At 59.8% G+C, this 16,668-nt stretch carries 10 protein-coding genes; 6 read left to right on the top strand and 4 right to left on the bottom strand.

Going from position 1 to position 16,668, the window contains the following annotated elements; genetic code table 11:
* Window positions 1-85 precede the first annotated feature (85 nt).
* The 3 genes from dnaE (at window position 86) to HMPREF1206_RS08860 (ending at window position 8,782) form a co-directional block, all read left to right on the top strand.
* Window positions 86-3,643, top strand: coding sequence for a DNA polymerase III subunit alpha (gene dnaE, locus HMPREF1206_RS08870; protein WP_016422978.1), 3,558 nt, complete (start codon window positions 86-88; stop codon window positions 3,641-3,643).
* 56 nt (window positions 3,644-3,699) lie between these two features.
* The gene (gene ilvA, locus HMPREF1206_RS08865; protein ID WP_016422977.1) at window positions 3,700-4,995 is read left to right on the top strand and encodes a threonine ammonia-lyase IlvA; all 1,296 of its coding nucleotides are present in this window, start codon (window positions 3,700-3,702) and stop codon (window positions 4,993-4,995) included.
* A gap of 106 nt (window positions 4,996-5,101) precedes the next feature.
* A complete protein-coding gene (locus HMPREF1206_RS08860) occupies window positions 5,102-8,782 on the top strand; it encodes a hypothetical protein (RefSeq protein WP_016422976.1) in 3,681 nt (1,226 codons plus the stop codon).
* Here HMPREF1206_RS08860 and treZ read toward each other — a convergent pair.
* Window positions 8,779-10,695: a malto-oligosyltrehalose trehalohydrolase gene (treZ, locus tag HMPREF1206_RS08855; RefSeq protein ID WP_016422975.1), complete on the bottom strand. Its 1,917-nt coding sequence runs from the start codon at window positions 10,693-10,695 to the stop codon at window positions 8,779-8,781. The genes HMPREF1206_RS08860 and treZ overlap by 4 nt on opposite strands.
* A gap of 129 nt (window positions 10,696-10,824) precedes the next feature.
* Here treZ and HMPREF1206_RS08850 point away from each other — a divergent pair, with 129 nt between their 5' ends.
* Window positions 10,825-11,526: a YigZ family protein gene (locus HMPREF1206_RS08850; RefSeq protein WP_016422974.1), complete on the top strand. Its 702-nt coding sequence runs from the start codon at window positions 10,825-10,827 to the stop codon at window positions 11,524-11,526.
* A 6-nt stretch (window positions 11,527-11,532) separates the two neighbouring features.
* On the opposite strand, the gene HMPREF1206_RS08845 is transcribed toward HMPREF1206_RS08850, so the two are convergent.
* The gene (locus tag HMPREF1206_RS08845; RefSeq protein WP_016422973.1) at window positions 11,533-12,279 is read right to left on the bottom strand and encodes a helix-turn-helix domain-containing protein; all 747 of its coding nucleotides are present in this window, start codon (window positions 12,277-12,279) and stop codon (window positions 11,533-11,535) included.
* 152 nt (window positions 12,280-12,431) lie between these two features.
* Here HMPREF1206_RS08845 and HMPREF1206_RS08840 point away from each other — a divergent pair, with 152 nt between their 5' ends.
* Together HMPREF1206_RS08840 and HMPREF1206_RS11020 are read left to right on the top strand one after the other, a co-directional pair.
* Complete coding sequence (locus tag HMPREF1206_RS08840; RefSeq protein WP_005510313.1) at window positions 12,432-12,677, top strand: hypothetical protein; 246 nt, start codon at window positions 12,432-12,434, stop codon at window positions 12,675-12,677.
* A complete protein-coding gene (locus HMPREF1206_RS11020) occupies window positions 12,678-13,070 on the top strand; it encodes an RNA-binding S4 domain-containing protein (protein WP_016422972.1) in 393 nt (130 codons plus the stop codon). It abuts the gene before it with no gap.
* Here HMPREF1206_RS11020 and HMPREF1206_RS08835 read toward each other — a convergent pair.
* Window positions 13,018-14,184: a GTP pyrophosphokinase family protein gene (locus tag HMPREF1206_RS08835; protein ID WP_016422971.1), complete on the bottom strand. Its 1,167-nt coding sequence runs from the start codon at window positions 14,182-14,184 to the stop codon at window positions 13,018-13,020. The two genes, HMPREF1206_RS11020 and HMPREF1206_RS08835, sit on opposite strands and share 53 nt — an antisense overlap.
* Window positions 14,174-16,636 carry a malto-oligosyltrehalose synthase gene (gene treY / locus HMPREF1206_RS08830; protein ID WP_016422970.1) on the bottom strand — a complete coding sequence of 821 codons (2,463 nt, stop codon included), beginning with the start codon at window positions 16,634-16,636 and terminating at the stop codon, window positions 14,174-14,176. Before treY ends, HMPREF1206_RS08835 begins: the two co-directional genes overlap by 11 nt.
* Between the last annotated feature and the right edge of the window lie 32 nt (window positions 16,637-16,668).

The raw sequence follows: 16,668 nt of genomic DNA, 5'->3' as shown, positions 1-16,668 counted from the left end.
AACTGTGCAGGCATAAGGGGCTGCTTCATTTTGGGTGTTCGAAGGAATCTTGTTCAGTCCGGGGGATTGTCTACAATCTGGACTCATGGCTAACTCCTCCTTCGTGCACCTCCACAATCACACCGAGTACTCCATGCTCGACGGTATGGCGAAGATTGATTTGCTTGCCGACGAGGTTGCGCGACAGGGAATGCCTGCGGTCGGTGTCACCGACCATGGCAATATGTTTGGCTCGAATGCGTTCTATCGGCAGATGAAGTCCAAGGGCATCAAGCCAATCATCGGCATTGAGGCATATATGGCGCCGGAGAGCCGTTTTAATAAAAAGCGCATTCAGTGGGGTGAACCGCATCAGCGTCGAGACGACGTCTCGGGTCGCGGTTCCTACTTGCACCAGACCATGTTGGCTGCGAATGCGCAGGGCCTGCGGAACCTGTTCTACCTGTCGTCGATGGCGTCGTATGAGGGACAAATTAGTAAGTACCCGCGTATGGATGCCGAGTTGGTGGCAGAACGCGCCGAGGGCATTATCGCGACCACTGGTTGCCCGTCGGGTGATGTGCAGACGCGTCTGCGCCTGGGGCAGTTCGACGAGGCTCTGCAGGCCGCCGGGATGTGGCAGGACATCTACGGCAAGGAAAACTACTTCCTTGAGCTGATGGATCACGGGCTGGATATTGAGACCCGTGTGCGCAGTGAGCTACTGGAGATTGGCCGGAAGCTGAACCTGCCGCCGCTGGTTACGAATGACTGCCACTATGTCACCCGTGACCAGGCCAAGGCTCACGAGGCCATGCTCTGTGTGCAGACGGGTAAGACGCTCAATGACCCGGACCGTTTTAAGTTCGACGGTGACGGCTACTTTATTAAGTCCGCCGAAGAAATGCGCGCGACCTGGGATCACCTAGTCCCGGGTGCCTGCGATAACACGCTGCTCATCGCAGAGCGCGTTGAGGACTACGACGAGCTGTGGGAGGAGCACCCGCACGATCGCATGCCGAAGGCGGACGTTCCGGAAGGGGAGACGCCGACGACATGGCTGCATCACAACGTGATGGAGGGGCTGCGCAAGCGCTTTGAAGGGCGCGAGGTACCGGAGGAGTACATCCGGCGCGCGGAGTACGAAATTGAGGTGATTGACGGTAAGGGCTACCCGTCGTACTTCCTTATCGTGGCGGAGTTGATCCGCCATGCCCGTGAGGTGGGCATCAAGGTCGGTCCGGGGCGTGGTTCCGCTGCCGGTTCTTTGGTTGCATACGCGACGTGGATTACCAATATCGACCCGATTGAGCACGGTCTTCTCTTCGAGCGATTCCTGAACCCAGAGCGCCCGTCCGCGCCGGATATCGATATCGACTTCGACGACCGCCGCCGCGATGAAATGATTCGCTACGCCGCCGATCGCTGGGGCGAAGACAAGGTGGCGCAGGTGGTCACCTTCGGTACGGTGAAGACCAAGCAGGCTCTGAAGGACTCGGCGCGTGTGCAGTTCGGTCAGCCGGGTTACCAGATTGCAGACCGCATTACTAAGGCGCTGCCACCTGCGATTATGGCTAAGGACATTCCGCTGAGCGGCATCGTCGACCCGGAGCACCCACGCTACGGCGAGGCCGCCGAGGTTCGTCAGCTTATTGAAACCGACCCGGATGTGGCTCGAATTTACGAGACAGCCCGTGGTCTCGAGGGCGTCGTTAGGCAGACCGGCGTGCACGCCTGTGCCGTGGTAATGGCGTCGGTGCCACTCTTGGATCACATCCCGATGTGGAAGCGACAGGCTGACGGCGCGATTATCACTGGCTGGGACTATCCGGCGTGTGAGGCCATCGGTCTGTTGAAGATGGACTTCCTGGGTCTTCGAAACCTGACGGTTATCGGTGACTGTATTGAGCACATCAAGTCCAACCGAGGCGAGACAGTTCTGCTCGATGACCTTCAGACCGATGATCCGAAGGTCTATGAGCTGCTGTCGCGCGGTGACACCCTCGGCGTGTTCCAGCTCGATGGTGGCGGCATGCGTGAGCTGCTCAAACGCATGCAGCCAACGGGCTTCGACGACATCGTGGCATCGCTGGCGCTGTACCGTCCGGGGCCGATGGGTGTGAACGCGCACTTTGACTACGCGGATATTAAGAATGGTCGCAAGCCTTATAACGCCATCCACGCGGAACTGGATGAGCAGCTGAAAGAAATCCTGGAAGAAACACACGGCCTGATCGTGTACCAGGAGCAGATCATGAAGATCTCGCAGAAGCTGGCGAATTACACCGCGGGCCAAGCAGATGGTTTCCGTAAGGCCATGGGTAAGAAGAAGCCCGAGGTGCTGGCCAAGGAGTTCGTGAACTTCGAAGGCGGCATGTTGGAGAATGGTTTCTCCAAGGATGCTGTCCAGAAGCTGTGGGATATTATTCTGCCCTTCGCCTCGTACGCGTTTAACAAGTCTCACGCGGCGGGCTACGGCCTGGTGTCCTACTGGACCGCGTATCTGAAGGCCAACTACACCGCTGAGTACATGGCGGCGCTGTTGACCTCGGTGGCGGATGATAAGAACAAGCTGGCTATTTATCTGTCGGACTGTCGCCACCTTGGCATTAAGGTGCTGCCGCCGGATGTCAATGAGTCGGGTATGGACTTCGAGCCGGTCGGTGAGGATATTCGCTTCGGCCTTGGCGCTATCCGCAACGTCGGCCATGATGTGGTCGCGTCGATTGTGAAGACGCGCGAGGAGAAGGGCAAGTTCACGTCGTTCTCGGACTACCTGGACAAGATTGAGACGCTGCCGTGTAACAAGCGCATCACCGAGTCGCTGATTAAGGCCGGCGCTTTCGACTCGCTGGGGCACCCACGAAAGGGCCTTGCGCTCATTCACGAAGAAGCCATTGACTCGGTGCTGTCGACCAAGAAGGCTGCAGACAAGGGACAGTTCGACCTGTTTGCGGGCTTCGGTGGGGAAGAGGACACCGGATCGGAGAGCATCTTTGAAATCCGTGTGCCGGATGAAAAGTGGGATCGCAAGCACGAGCTGACCCTGGAACGAGAAATGCTGGGCCTCTATGTCTCCGGTCATCCACTCGATGGGTTCGAAGAATCGCTGGCCGCGCAGACCGATACCGCTTTGACCACGGTCGTCGGTGGGGAAGTCGCTAACAACACCGAAATCACTATTGGTGGCATTGTCTCTAGCGTTGACCGTCGCGTGAATAAGAACGGCCAGCCCTGGGCGATTATCGGTATTGAGGACCACAACGGCGCGCGCGTGGAAGTTATGGCTTTTGCGAGAACCTACGCGATGATTGCCACCAGCATTGCTGAAGACGCCATCGTGCTTATTCGTGCCCGCGTTCAGTACCGCGATGACCGCATGAGTGTGGTCTGTGATGACCTGAAGCTGCCGGATCTTGGCCGTAATGGCTCCACTTCGGCGCCGCTGCGTCTGACCATGCGCACTGATCAGTGCACTCCGGAGATGATTGCCAAGCTGAAGTCAGTACTGCTGGACAACCCAGGCGACTCCGACGTTTACCTCAAGCTTGTCGACGGCGATTCCCACACCACTTTGGTTCTCGGCGAGCACTTGCGGGTCGACCGGGACGCCAGCTTGATTGGTGATCTGAAGGCGACGATTGGGGCCAGCATTTTGGGGTAGCTTATCGTGGCCCTGATTGTCGCAACCGGTTGTATGACCGAGTAGAGTCATAGCTCATGAGTGAGAATTCTGTGCCTGCTTCCCAGACCGAACGCCGACTTGTCCACGCGGCCGATATTCAGATTGCGCAGGCACGAATTTCTTCGGTTATTGCGGCCACTCCGCTGCAGTTCAGCCCACGTCTTTCCGAAATCACCGGTGCTAAGGTATTCCTCAAGCGGGAAGACCTCCAGGACGTGCGCTCGTACAAGATTCGCGGTGCCTACAACGCCATGGTTCAGGTCACCGACGAAGAGCGAGCAGCAGGCGTCGTTGCGGCATCTGCAGGAAACCACGCTCAAGGCGTGGCATATGCCTGCCGCCAGCTGGGTATTAAGGGGCGCATCTATGTGCCCAATGCCACGCCGAAGCAGAAGCGCGACCGTATCGCTTACCACGGCCGCGATGCCGTTGAGATTGTCGTTGTCGGGGACTCCTTCGATGAGGCCGCCGCTGCGGCGCGTGCTGACGCACAGCGCACTGGTGCCACCATGGTGGAGCCATTCGACTCCTTCAACACCATTGTCGGACAAGGCACTGTCGCAGCTGAAATTATTGCGCAGCTCTCCGGCCAGGGGTTGACTCTGGATACCATCTGCGCACCGGTCGGTGGCGGTGGTCTGCTCAGCGGTGTCACCTCTTACCTGTCGGATATGTCGCCGAACACCCAGGTCATGGGTGTGGAACCTGCGGGTGCGGCCTGCATGCGCGCAGCCCTGGAGAACAACGGCCCGATTACGCTGGGGCACACCGATCCGTTCGTCGATGGCGCCGCGGTGGCCCGTTTCGGTGACCTGCCATGGCACATCCTGGAGGCCAACCGCAACCGCGTTCATCCGATGATTGCGCCGGAGGGCGCGGTCTGTGAGGCGCAGCTGGATCTCTATCAGAACGAAGGGATCATCGCTGAGCCGGCCGGTGCGCTGTCTGTGGCAGCTCTGGAGCAGATGCAGTTTGAACCGGACGAGGTTGTTGTCTGCATCATCTCGGGCGGTAATAACGACGTGCTGCGCTATGCCGAGATCATGGAGCGCTCGCTGGTCTACCGCGGCCTCAAGCACTACTTCCTGGTCAACTTCCCGCAGAAGCCCGGCCAGCTGCGTATGTTCCTCAGCGATGTTCTCGGCCCGGATGACGACATCTCGCAGTTCGAGTACCTCAAGCGCAACAACCGCGAAACTGGCGCGGCTCTTGTCGGTATTGAGCTACGTCGTGCCTCTGACCTCGAGGAATTGCTGGCACGCATGGATGCCTCGCCGCTGAAGTGCCGCCGACTGGTACCCGGCACACCAGAGTATGACTTTTTGACCTAGACTTGCTGGGTCCAGCTGGGAAACCTCCGAGGAAGTCCTCCCAGCTCCGTTAATTAAATGAATCTTTTCGAGCAAGCTTTGTAGCGAAGGGGAGCGTCCACCCACTATGACTGGGGCAAGCAGTGTCGACCAGGGTGTCCGAGTGGAAAATACCGTGACTGTCGAAATGTGGCTGGCTGCCGCAGAGCAGGACCTGGCCACCCGGATTCCAGGGCTGTTGGAATCTGCCACACAGGCCAAAGTTGAGCCACTGTTTGTCTGGTCAGGGCTGGCGATGGACGAGGTTGAGCGTATCGACCGCTTCCTGGGAACGCTCCTGGCCCATCATCTGGCGGGCGGTACTGCCGCCGATATCGAAGCTGCGAAGAGTGTCGTTGACAATCACCCGCTGGTCACCCTTGCCTCGCTGGTAGGACGCGCCGCGCGTGTTGCGTCGGCAAGCGAAATGTGGCTGGACTGGCCAGCCGCTCTGCAGCTGGATCCAGACGCTGACACTACCGGCGCGCTCATCGAGCACCTCGCCGCCGCAGTGCCGACAATGCTGGCCAACGCTGGTTTGCCTAACGACGTCGACAGCAACCAAGCCGACGCGGATCCGCTGCAGCGGGCAGCGCAGGTGCTTCTGCTGCACGCGGGAGTGCAGCTGTCAGTGATGCCACTGATTATCGAGCGCTGCGAGGAACTTGCCGGGGTAGCGGAGCTATCCGACCCTTCATCAAATGACCTGGTACAGGCGCTTTCGAAGGTTCATCCGCTGCTCGAGGAGCTGCTGACCGAAATCGCAGAGGCGGAAGATGGTGTCTACCCGCTGGCGCTGCGTCAGCTGGCCAGGACGGCACCTCGTCAGGCACACAAGTTGTTTAAGGCAACCCTCGGCTACGCCATTGCCACCGCTGCCGATCCGGCCAACTGGGAGGCCCGGGAAGAACTCGGCCAGCTCGATGCGGGGCTGCCGCCTATTCTGGTGGCCGCTGCGCGTGAAGAGCTGCGTATGCGTCCGGCGGGTACTGCGAATCGTCGTGAAGCGGTGGGCGTGGTGGCAACGACCGGCCGCCCGCAGCTGTACTTCGATGAGCTGACGCAGACCGTTGGCGTACAGCTACCGACGCCGCTGGATCCGGCGGGACGGACCTGGCGTGTCACCTTCGGCGGCACGGTAGCAACGACGCCGGTGGTGGGCCTGCAGGATTCGCTGCCGCGTCCAGTGGTGACCATCGATGAGCCGGTGCGCGATGTGCTGGTGGAAATTGGCGATGAGAAGCACTGGCGAGTCCCTGCGATTAGCACTGAGGACCCAATTCTCATTTTCGGTGCCGACGGTCAGTCAGTCACAGACAAGGTCTCGCTACACTCGACGTCCGCTACGGTGGTCTACCCGGTTGATGCCACACTCGTTGACCCCGTTACGGGTGCTGAGGTGCCATTGCTATCGGACCCGCGCCCATTTAACTGGGAGTTGTGGCAAGTCGCTGAGATCGATCTTCGCGATGTTCATGCAGTTCAGGTTCGTCGGTCTGGGGCGGCTGGCGAGGTTCGCTCGGCATCACCGCAGCGTCAACCGCGAATGACCATGCCCCACGCGCGTCTCGACGGCACGGTGTCTGCCTACGGCACCCCGGTTTACGCCGGTGGTCCGGTCGCTGTGTTCCCGCCGACGCTGTCCGGTAAGGACGAGTCCTGGCGCGCCATCGTCACCGATTTTGGTGGCTATGGTGCGTTTACCACGGATTCCGTCATGGTCTATGACCTCGAGGTGCCCGCCGCGGGTGGCGAGGTTGAGATCCTTACCGATGATGATTACCCGTGGGTCGGCGAGTTCGTGGTTCGCCTGGTCAATCCGCGTGGCCGCAGCTTCCAGAAGCACTTCGCCATTGCGGAGCAGGCAGACCTCACGATCACTTACAGCGGTGGTGGTGACGGATTCCGCATCCCAACCATCGACGGTCTGAGCCCCGCCGACATCCGCGTTGTCTCCGGCGACAAGCCGCTTGACGCCGAGCCCGCTATCGTGCGCCTCGGGGCGGACGAAGTCACAGGTACCGTCGAGCTTTCCACCGACGAGGGCGCATGGCTGCAGTTGCAGGTCACGCCAGGCACGCTGCAGTTTGAGGTTCCGCTTGCCGACGAATCCGTCGCCCGCCGCACCACTACATTGGTCACCCGCCCGAAGCGTGTCGATGCCTTCGGCAAGATTGTCGTCAGTGCCCCGGGCGAGTTGCGCCATGCGCATGTTGCAGTTTCCAGCGGTGAGCGCGACATCTGTCGTGTCCCCATCAAGCGTTTCGGCGATACTGGCTACGCGGAGTTCGGCAAGTTTGCAGACCGTATCTCCCTGCTGAAGGCTCTGCGCATCAGTTTGGACTGGACACGTGTGACGGGACGGAAGCGCCTGTCTGTACCACTGGTGGAGGCTTCCTCCCGCGATGCCATCCGCCAGATTGCCTTCAACGATGAAGCCACTGACATCATCGAGGTTGATGTCGCTGACGACGTTTCGCACTTGCCGATGACCCTGTGGCTCTGGGCCGCCGGTCAGCCGTGGCGCGAACCCGTCGCCCTCGAAGTCGTGGAGGGCGAATGCGAGCTTCCCGACGAGCTCCGCGGCCTCGGCCCATTTGTCGCGCAGGTGACTCTCGGTGTGGAAAAGGAACGCCACCCGCAGTGGCCGGCGGCCGGGTCGACCATTCTGAATCATGTCGATGATGCAGAGGCTATCGACCTCGATGGCGAGGACACCGATCCCGTTGCTCGCGCGCAGGAACTGTGGGGCGAGCTAAATCAGGATCAGCTCGCACGTTTGTGGACACTACTGGCGACCTTGCGGGCTGGTCGTGCAACCGACATGGCGCAGGCGAATCCGCTGCTGGCCGCACCTAGGTTGGGTGCGATCTTGTGTGCCGAACCACGCGCCGGTCTGGCAGCGTTGAACCGTTCAGTCATCGCGCTCGACGATCAGCCGGGTATGTTTATCGCCTCCGGACTCGTGCTGGGAGACTTCAGCGCTACTAAGCCAGTGCCGGGGCGTCGCCGTGTGCCGTGGCTCGGTGCATTGGCAGCATTGGCGGATCTCACTGATGAGAGCGTGGACCGTTCTCGTCAGCTGGACTACCTGCGCACAACTGGTGGCCAGGGACTGCTGGACATTGCTGCCAGCGGCCAGGACACCACCCTGGAGTCCGCTACTATCGACCAGAGCTCGGTGCAGATTACCTCGCTGCCGGAAGCACAGGCCAGCGCTATTCTGTCGCAGGTCTTTGATCCTTACCGCATGGTCCCGGGTCCGCTGACCGACGATGACGCTCGCTTCACCGCAATCTACGAAGTGGTACGCAATCGTGCTGAGATTGTGGAATCCGGTGTCATGACCCAGCTTGCCGCCGCCTCTCGGGTGTTGTTTAAGACGGTATCGAAGGCGTCTCCACGACTGCGCAAGGCGGTCAATGTGCGCTTCCACAAGCTCGACGGCATCGATGCGGATGATCCTTCGCTGCACTGGACTCTGGTGCCGGGAACGTCACTGCTTATTGCAGTGGCTGCCCGCGTATTGGCTCGTACTCAGGCTGAGAACTCTGATGCCAGTGTCGCCGCTGTCCGTGAGCTGATTCCGATGTGGGCTCAGCTGGCGGACCTGGTTCCGACGTTGGTGATGAGCGATATTCTCATCGCAGACGCGTTGGTGGCTCACGTCCTCCACGGTGATGTCACCGAGTTGCCGTGGCCAGCACCCGAGTCGGGTGCGGCGGATGAGGAAGAGTCCGACACCGAGGCTGAAAATCCGGCTGACTAGCTGAGCGAGACGACAGCGTAGCCCCACGCTGGAAGCGAGATTTCGGGACCAGCAGCTTCGTCATTGACGATGCTGGCTGCTGCGTCCTCAAAAGTGTGTAGCAGGTGGGCGGAACCGAACTCGGAATCCAGGCTGACGCTGGTTTCGGCGTCGGAGAAATTCGCAACCAAAGCGACAGTTTCAAAGGCATCCGAGTTTCGGGCACCCATTTCGCGCTCATCCTGGCTGCGCACAACGACGAGGCAACGATTGTCCTCGTCATACTCAGTCACTACAGATGCCGACCACGGAGTGCGAAGCGACGGGTGTGACTTCCGCAGCGCGAAGAGATCGCGGTAGGCCGCCAGAATAGTGGCGTGCGAGCCCTCCGAGACCTCCTGCCAATTGAGCTTCGAGCGGTTAAAGGTCTCTGGATCGGATGGGTCGGATACCTCCTTCGGATCCCACCCGGCACGGGCAAACTCACGTAGGCGTCCCTCGCGCGTGAGCCGCTGCAGCTCCGGATCTTCATGGGAACAGAAGAAAGCAAACGGGGTAGAGGCGCCCCATTCCTCACCTTGGAAAAGCATCGGGGTGAAAGGACTGCAGGCGATAACTGCTGCCTTTAAAACCTGCTGCGCCGGAGTGAGGTTCATCGACGGACGGTCACCGACAGCGCGGTTTCCCGTTTGATCATGTGTGGTCGTGTACGTTACGAAAGCATGCATGGGCTGTACAGACAGGTCGAAGAGACGACCATGAGTGCGACCACGGAACGTCGACATTGTGCCCGTATGCCAGAAGCCAGTTTCCAAAGCACTAGCTAGCGCTTCCACCGACCCAAAGTCTGAGTAGTAGGCGTGGTCCTCGCCAGATACTAGCGTGTGCAGTGCATGGTGGACGTCATCATCCCACTGAGCGTTGAGGCCAAAGCCACCAGCGGCGCGCGGACGGACCAAACGCGGATCATTCTGGTCGGACTCTGCAATCAAAGAACGCGGAATACCAGTCTCGGCTGCGACAGTGTCTGCGACAACCTGCATCTGCTCCAGAATGTGGAATGCGCCCTCGTCATGCAGGGCATGGACTGCGTCCAGACGAAGACCGTCGACGTGGTAATCCACCAGCCATTGGCGCACTGCATCCAAAATATACGCACGCACCTCATCAGAGTTGTCGCCAGTGAGATTGACAACCTCACCCCAACCCGTCGAACCACCAGCGGTGTAGGGACCGAAAAACCCCACATAGTTGCCGTCTGGGCCAAAGTGGTTAAAGACCACATCCAAGATGACAGCCAAACCCTTTCGGTGGCACGTATCAACTAGCTTCTGTAGACCCCGCGGGCCACCGTAGCCCTCGTGCACGCTGTGCCAGGACACACCGTCATAGCCCCAATTGCGGTCACCGCCGAAAGGCTGCACTGGCATCAGCTCAATGTGTGTTACCCCCAGCTCAATCAGGTGGTCTAGATGTTCCACCAAACCTTCGAAATCACCAGAATCGCTGAAGGTGCCCACATGCAGCTCATAAATCAGACCTCCTGGCAGAATCCGGCCCGACCAGGCCGAGTCCTTCCACTTATAGGCACCCAGGTCAACGACCTCGGAGAAACCATGCGGACCATCCGGCTGCGACTGGGAACGCGGATCTGGCAGCGGTATTGTCCAGTCACCGACAGCGGGGGAGGAGCCGTCCCCCGATTCGTCGTCAGGCGCGCCGAATCCCGCATGTGCCCGCAGCGAAAATGCGTAGCGATCCCCCGGTGTGCGAGCCACATCAGCTTCAAACCAACCAGAGTTGGCGCCGTAGTCATCGGTCGCGTCAGCGATGGGATGCATATCAAAAATCGCCGGCGCGTCAGGATTGCCCAACAGCAGACGAACTTCGGAAGCGTACGGGGCCCAGACTCGGTAGTTGCTCATGGGCACCATGGTAGGTCAGTCAGCGGATGGGCACAGGGAAACGTTTTCGAACACCGCGGATTCGAGGGGAGTCAAAGGTGAGGTCGAGAAAAGTACCGAGCGGCGGTGATTGGGTGTGCACTAAGCCCATAGGCAACAATGGACACTATGACCACCGAGCCATCCACTTCGACCGAAGCGACGCAGAATCAGCGTGACATCGAGCTGATTGTCCCCGCCGACGGTGACATCGTCACGAATGAAATCGAGATTAAGAAATCTCGCTTCATTACGTGGATCGCGCGTGCCGACGACGAAGACAGCGCCCGAGAGGTCATCAATTTGGCCAAGGCGGAGTACCCGGATGCTCGCCACCACTGCAGCGCATACATTCATGAGGTCGTCGGAGGGAATCGGGTGGAGCGATCCTCAGATGACGGTGAACCTGGTGGCACGGCAGGGCGCCCGATGCTCGATGTGCTCCAGGGCTCTGGAATGACGAATGTCACCGCCGTAGTGATCCGCTATTTTGGCGGCATCAAATTAGGCACGGGTGGGCTTGTGAGGGCCTATTCGGATTCGGTCTTAGAGTGTCTAGAAAAAGTCACGCGCATGCGACGCGTGCAAAGAGCCTTGAGGGTAGTGAGTGTCTCCGCCGCAGATGCCGGTCGCATCGAAGCGGAATTGCGTGCTCGTGGTTATGAGATCGTGGAAACGCGGTGGGGCCAGAACGTGGAGTTTTCCATCGCGGTGACTGCCGATGGGATTGCCCAGCTTGACGGCGAAATGCAGGCGCTGACTAAGGGAGCTAGCGAGCCGTCTACGGACGGTGGCGAAATCTGGTGGGAGCTGCGCGCTTAACAGCCACTAACCCTGGTTCGGGGATTCCTCGCCGTTGTGTGCGCCGCGATGGCGCTTGAGAATTTCCACCAGCTCGTCCTTATTTTCCGCAATCTTTTCTGGCCGACCGAAGACGCAGACTGCCGCGACAGTAGCACCGTCTTCCTCCACTGCGATAGAGACACCGTCAACGCCACCGCCTTCGGCAATACCCGGGGCAGCACAGACGCCGGTCTCTGCGATTTCCCCGGCCTGGCGGAGGAAATCATCCACATAGACCTGGTCTTCCGGCCGCGCGGAGTTCAGGTAGGACCACAGTTCGCGCTTTTCAAACCGACTCATCAAAACCCAACCTGCAGAGGTGCGCAACAGCGAGCGCGGCAGGAAGTTCTCCGTCAGGTACTGGTAGCGCATGGATTCACCGACGGTTTTGAGGTAGAAAAGCTTGCCACCAACCGGCAGTGCCAGCACGGTAATCAAGCCAGTTTCGTTGTGAATCGCCTCGAGCTCAGCCGTCGGAACGTTGACCATGCGACGACCGGCCATGACATTGAGCAGAAACGGCGCCATGCCGAGCGTGTAACGCTTGTTGGACTCGTCAAGGTAACCTGTCACAGTCAGACCGTTGACAAGGCCCTGCGTGGTACTGAGCGGATAGTTCAGCGTGTGGGCGATGTCAGTGAGGGTTAGACCTTCGTTAGAGCGCGCAACGAGTTCGAGGATCGCCGCAACGCGGTCGACCATGCGGTGGCGGGGGCGGACAGTTTCTGTCATAGGACTAACACTAGCAATCAACCTACGCCATTGTGTTAATTACCTACCCAAATAGGAATATCTAGCAGGTTTGCTATAGCTGTAGAAATTTTTCCCGAATTGTACGCCCTATCGACCTATGCGATGCGTCAGGGCGACCAGAACGCTCTAATATGTACTCCATGAGCTATCTTCAGCCCCAACCTCAGAACCCCATTGAGCTCCGCAAGAACGCGGTGCGAAAGTACTCCCGCAATGCCGTTGTATGGGCAGGCAGTGGTGTCGTCGGCGGTGCAGTGCTCGGACTTCTAGCCGGAAGCATGTCTCTATTCCTCATCCTGGCAGTAGTCGGCCTGGTCGGTGGTTTTCTCAATTGGCAAAAGGTTCAGCGGATTGTGAACTACAAGGATCCGCAGTAAATGCCTGCTCAGCAGCAATTGTCTACCGAGCCAGTGCGTATTGATGCCTGGATTTGGGCGGTCAGGTTGCTGAAAACTCGCTCATTGGCCGCAGATGCGTGCCGTGGCGGCCACGTCAAAGTCAACGGCGAAGCCGTGAAACCCTCAGTTCTAGTCGTCCCAGGGGACAGAGTGCGACTGTGGGCAAACCACCGCGAACACATTGTTGAGGTCACCAAGACGGTGAAGAAGCGGGTCGGAGCTCCGGTGGCCAGGCAGTGCTATATCGACCACTCTCCGCCACCGCCTCCGAGGGAGATTCTCGCATCGATGCCGATGCGCGATCGCGGTGCCGGGCGGCCTACGAAGCGCGATCGCCGTCAGCTCGATCGTCTTCGGGGACGTCGCTCATAGGCATCCCGGCCTCCGCTAGTTGCTGCAACCGTGCGCGCAAACGGGCTGGTCGACGCTTCGGGTTATGGCTGGTATCTGCAGTGGCCTTGATGTGCTTTTCACCGCGAGCCGCTAGTAGTAGGTCATCGATAACACGCACATGGCCTGGGTTAAAGCGGTACTTCATGGCCTTGCTTACCGCACTGAGGCGCTGTGGATTAAGTAGCTCTCGCAGCTGCCCGACAGTGCGAATGCCATTGCGCTCCAGCAGTTCTTCTGCCCAGCCGTAATGTTCTGATTTCGATCGGGGCGCATCTGGAAGCAGCATCGTCAGCACGCCGGGTAGGGTTTCCTCAGTCACCACAATGTCATCGGCTGTGGTCTTTGCCGGAGCTGAGGGCTGTTTGCCCTCTCCCTGCGCGGAATCGTCCGGCGTGGATTCCTCCAGCACGGCAACGACTTGGTCGAACTGCTGATCCGCGAGCTCAATAAGGCCAGCGGCCAGCGCAAAAGCTCGATCAATCCGCGGGTCTGTCGCTCCCTCAGGGGCCTTATAGCGAATATCGTGCTCAAATTCCGCCCACGCATGCTGCAGCACAGTGCGCAGTTGCACCTCAAACTGCATATCCGCATATGGAGCTAGCTCTGACGGCGCCGCCGTCGACACCTTGCAGATCAAGTGCTGGGAGCCGTATCCCAACCGGCCGCTGATTCGTGTCTCCGCGGTTTTGTCAATCCTACGCAGCACAGTCAGCGAATCTCCCAGCGCATCCATGATCGCGGGAATCTCCGTCGAATGGTACGTGGTTACACGCACACCGATGATGTCGTGGATATCGTGCCACGGGTCAGGGTAGACGTAGCTGCCATCCGCTTCACGACGCAGGGCCTTCTGCCGCAATGAGCGGAAAGACTTCACCCGCGCCGTGACATTGTCAAAGGCCAAACCGGCATCGGAGAGAATCTCTTTAATCGCATCGACAAAGTCCTGCGCGGCGGTGGGGTGCCGAGTTGCCCACGAGTCGTACTTCGACTGCAGCGCACGTGTAACCTCTCGATCCTCCGCCAACTGAGCCTTGCGGGTCTGATCGCGGGAACCGTCGGCAAGCGAATCCTTCATGCGCTTAGTCGTCATCGTCCTCGCGTACCAGCAGTGCTACTGGGAAGGAGCTGAACAGAGAAGCCACGGCGATGGTGCCCGACCAGGTATGGCCGGTGAAACGGTCGGTCCAAAACCCCTTGGGAAGTGTCACTGTAGTGTCGCCCCAACCGCCTTCGCGCTGCAGCCCCAGCGGACGGCGCGTCACCAGCGCGATAACATCTTCCGGCTCGCCCTTCGGTCCACGCGCCGCGCCGACCAGATGACGCTCGCCCACACCAACGGCGAATACTGGCTGGTAGGCACCGCCGACGAAGGACTCCGGGCGTTCCGCACGCAGCTTCACTCCGTGGTGAGTCACCATCAGCTTTGCGACGTCCGCATCGGCATCCGTAAAGTCCTCCGGCAGCTCAGCTGGGTGCTCTGGACTCTTAGTTACCGACGTGACCTCATCGCGAGCAACCTTATCCAGCGCCGCGACGCGCGCATCGTAGTCGACGAACCGGCGGTTGTCAGGATCAACCAGGGAGTCCTCTGTGAACTCCGTCCCCTGGTAGGTATCGGGGATGCCGGGGCCGACAAGCTGGAGGAGCTTGCGCGACAGTGACGTGGTCAGGGCAGCTGGCGCAATGGAGCGGACGAACTCTGTGATGGAGTCGGTCAGGGGGCCGTCGAGAAGCGCGTCAATCCAGCTGCGGATGCCGAGTTCGAACTCCTCGACCGGCTCCGTCCAGGAGGTGTGCACATCTGCCTCGCGGATGGCCTTAATGGCGTAGTCGTGGAGGCGTTCGCGCAGTTCATCGGTAATCACGCCGTCGGTCGGCCAGACTCCGATGATGTTCTGCAGCAGGAAGTAGCCGGTGGCATCGTCCGGGGCGGGGGTGATGGCCATCCAGTTGCGGACATTTTCAGCCCAGTCGCCGGAGACATCGGAGAGCTGGAGAATGCGGGCTCGGACATCTTCGCCGCGCTTGGTGTCGTGCGTGGACAGCGTGGTCATGGTTCGTGGCCAGAGGCGAGCACGTTCCGACTGCAACAGGTGGAACTCCGCCGCCGACATGCCGTAGCGACCCAAATCACCGCCGACTTCGTTCAGGCTGATCAGGCGGCAGGCGCGGTAGAAGGTGGTGTCTTCGACACCCTTTGCCATGACCGCACCACAGACCTGCGCGAACCGCGTGGCGGCCTCACCACCGGCTACCAAACCTGCCGAAATGAGGTCGAGGGCAAAGACACGCGAGGGGAAACGCGCTGCCATTTCACCAATGACCGTGGAAGCCACTCGCGACAGGGAGACATAGTCCGAACGATAGACAGGCATGGCAGCGACCAGCTTGCAGATGGTGTCGATAAGTACCTCATCGCTGACGCTGGTACCGCTGATAGACCAGTTATCGCGGCGCAGGGCACGTGCTAGACGACGGACTTCTGCAGCCAACTCGTGCGCTGCGACATCGTGCTTGAGGGCCTGCGCAGTTGCCTGCACGGCAGTTTTGTCCCAGGTCGAGCCGGACTGCTGCAGAGCCAACATGCTCATGGCGTCTCGGGAGTCGCGGTTGACGAAGACATTGTCGAACTCACGCAGGGCGTCGTAACCCGTGGTGCCGTCAACCTGGAGCCTCGGATCCAGTGGCTCTTCGGCACCCAGAATCTTCTCGATAACCAGCCACTTGTCATCGCCGAGTAGACGGCGTAGCTCACTGAGGTATCCGAATGGGTTGCTGAGGCCATCCGGGTGGTCAATGCGGACACCGTCAATGATGTCCGCTGCCAGCAGCTCGCGGATGATGCGGTGTGTGTGCTCGAATACCACCGGGTTTTCCTGGCGGATGCCGGCCAGACCGTTGACGCTGAAGAATCGACGGTAGCCAATGACCCCGTCCTTCCAGTACATCAGGCGATAGGCCTGGCGATCATGTACTTCCTGCGGGGTGCCGTCCTCGGTGCCCGGGCGCACCGGGAATGTGTTGTCGTAGTAACGCAGAAGTGGCTCGTCACCAGACGTGTCGAGCTCCAGCTTGTCGATATCCTCCGGGGAGCCCAGAATCGGCAACCCCATCTTGCCGTTGGCACCGTTGTCCTCGTGCCAGTCGATATCGAAGTATGGCTCGAACTGAGAATCCTTGCCATAGGTCAGAACGTCCCACCACCAGGCATTGAGCTTAGGCTCCTCAACACCGAGGTGGTTCGGTACCAGGTCGATAATGATGCCCAGACCGGCCTTGTGCGCCACCTGCGCGAGCTTCTGCAGCTCTTCCATGCCGCCGAGCTCCGGGTTCACCGTCGTCGGATCGATGACATCGTAGCCATGGTTAGACTCCGGTACGGCGGTGAGGATAGGCGACAGATACAGGTGTGAAATTCCGAGGTCTGCCAAGTAGCCGACCTGTTCAGCCGCGTCAGCGAACGTGAAAGCGCGCCCGTTTGGGTCGGCCTTGGGGCCACGGAGTTGGAGACGGTAGGTGGACGTAATTGGTCGGCGACTCATGTTCCCCTTTATACCGCCCACCAGGAAAAGCT

The sequence above is a fragment of the Corynebacterium sp. HFH0082 genome (assembly GCF_000411235.1).
Lineage (GTDB): Bacteria > Actinomycetota > Actinomycetes > Mycobacteriales > Mycobacteriaceae > Corynebacterium > Corynebacterium jeikeium_D.
The sequence above is the reverse complement of the archived record's forward strand: the minus strand, read 5'-3'. Positions and strand labels throughout refer to the sequence as shown.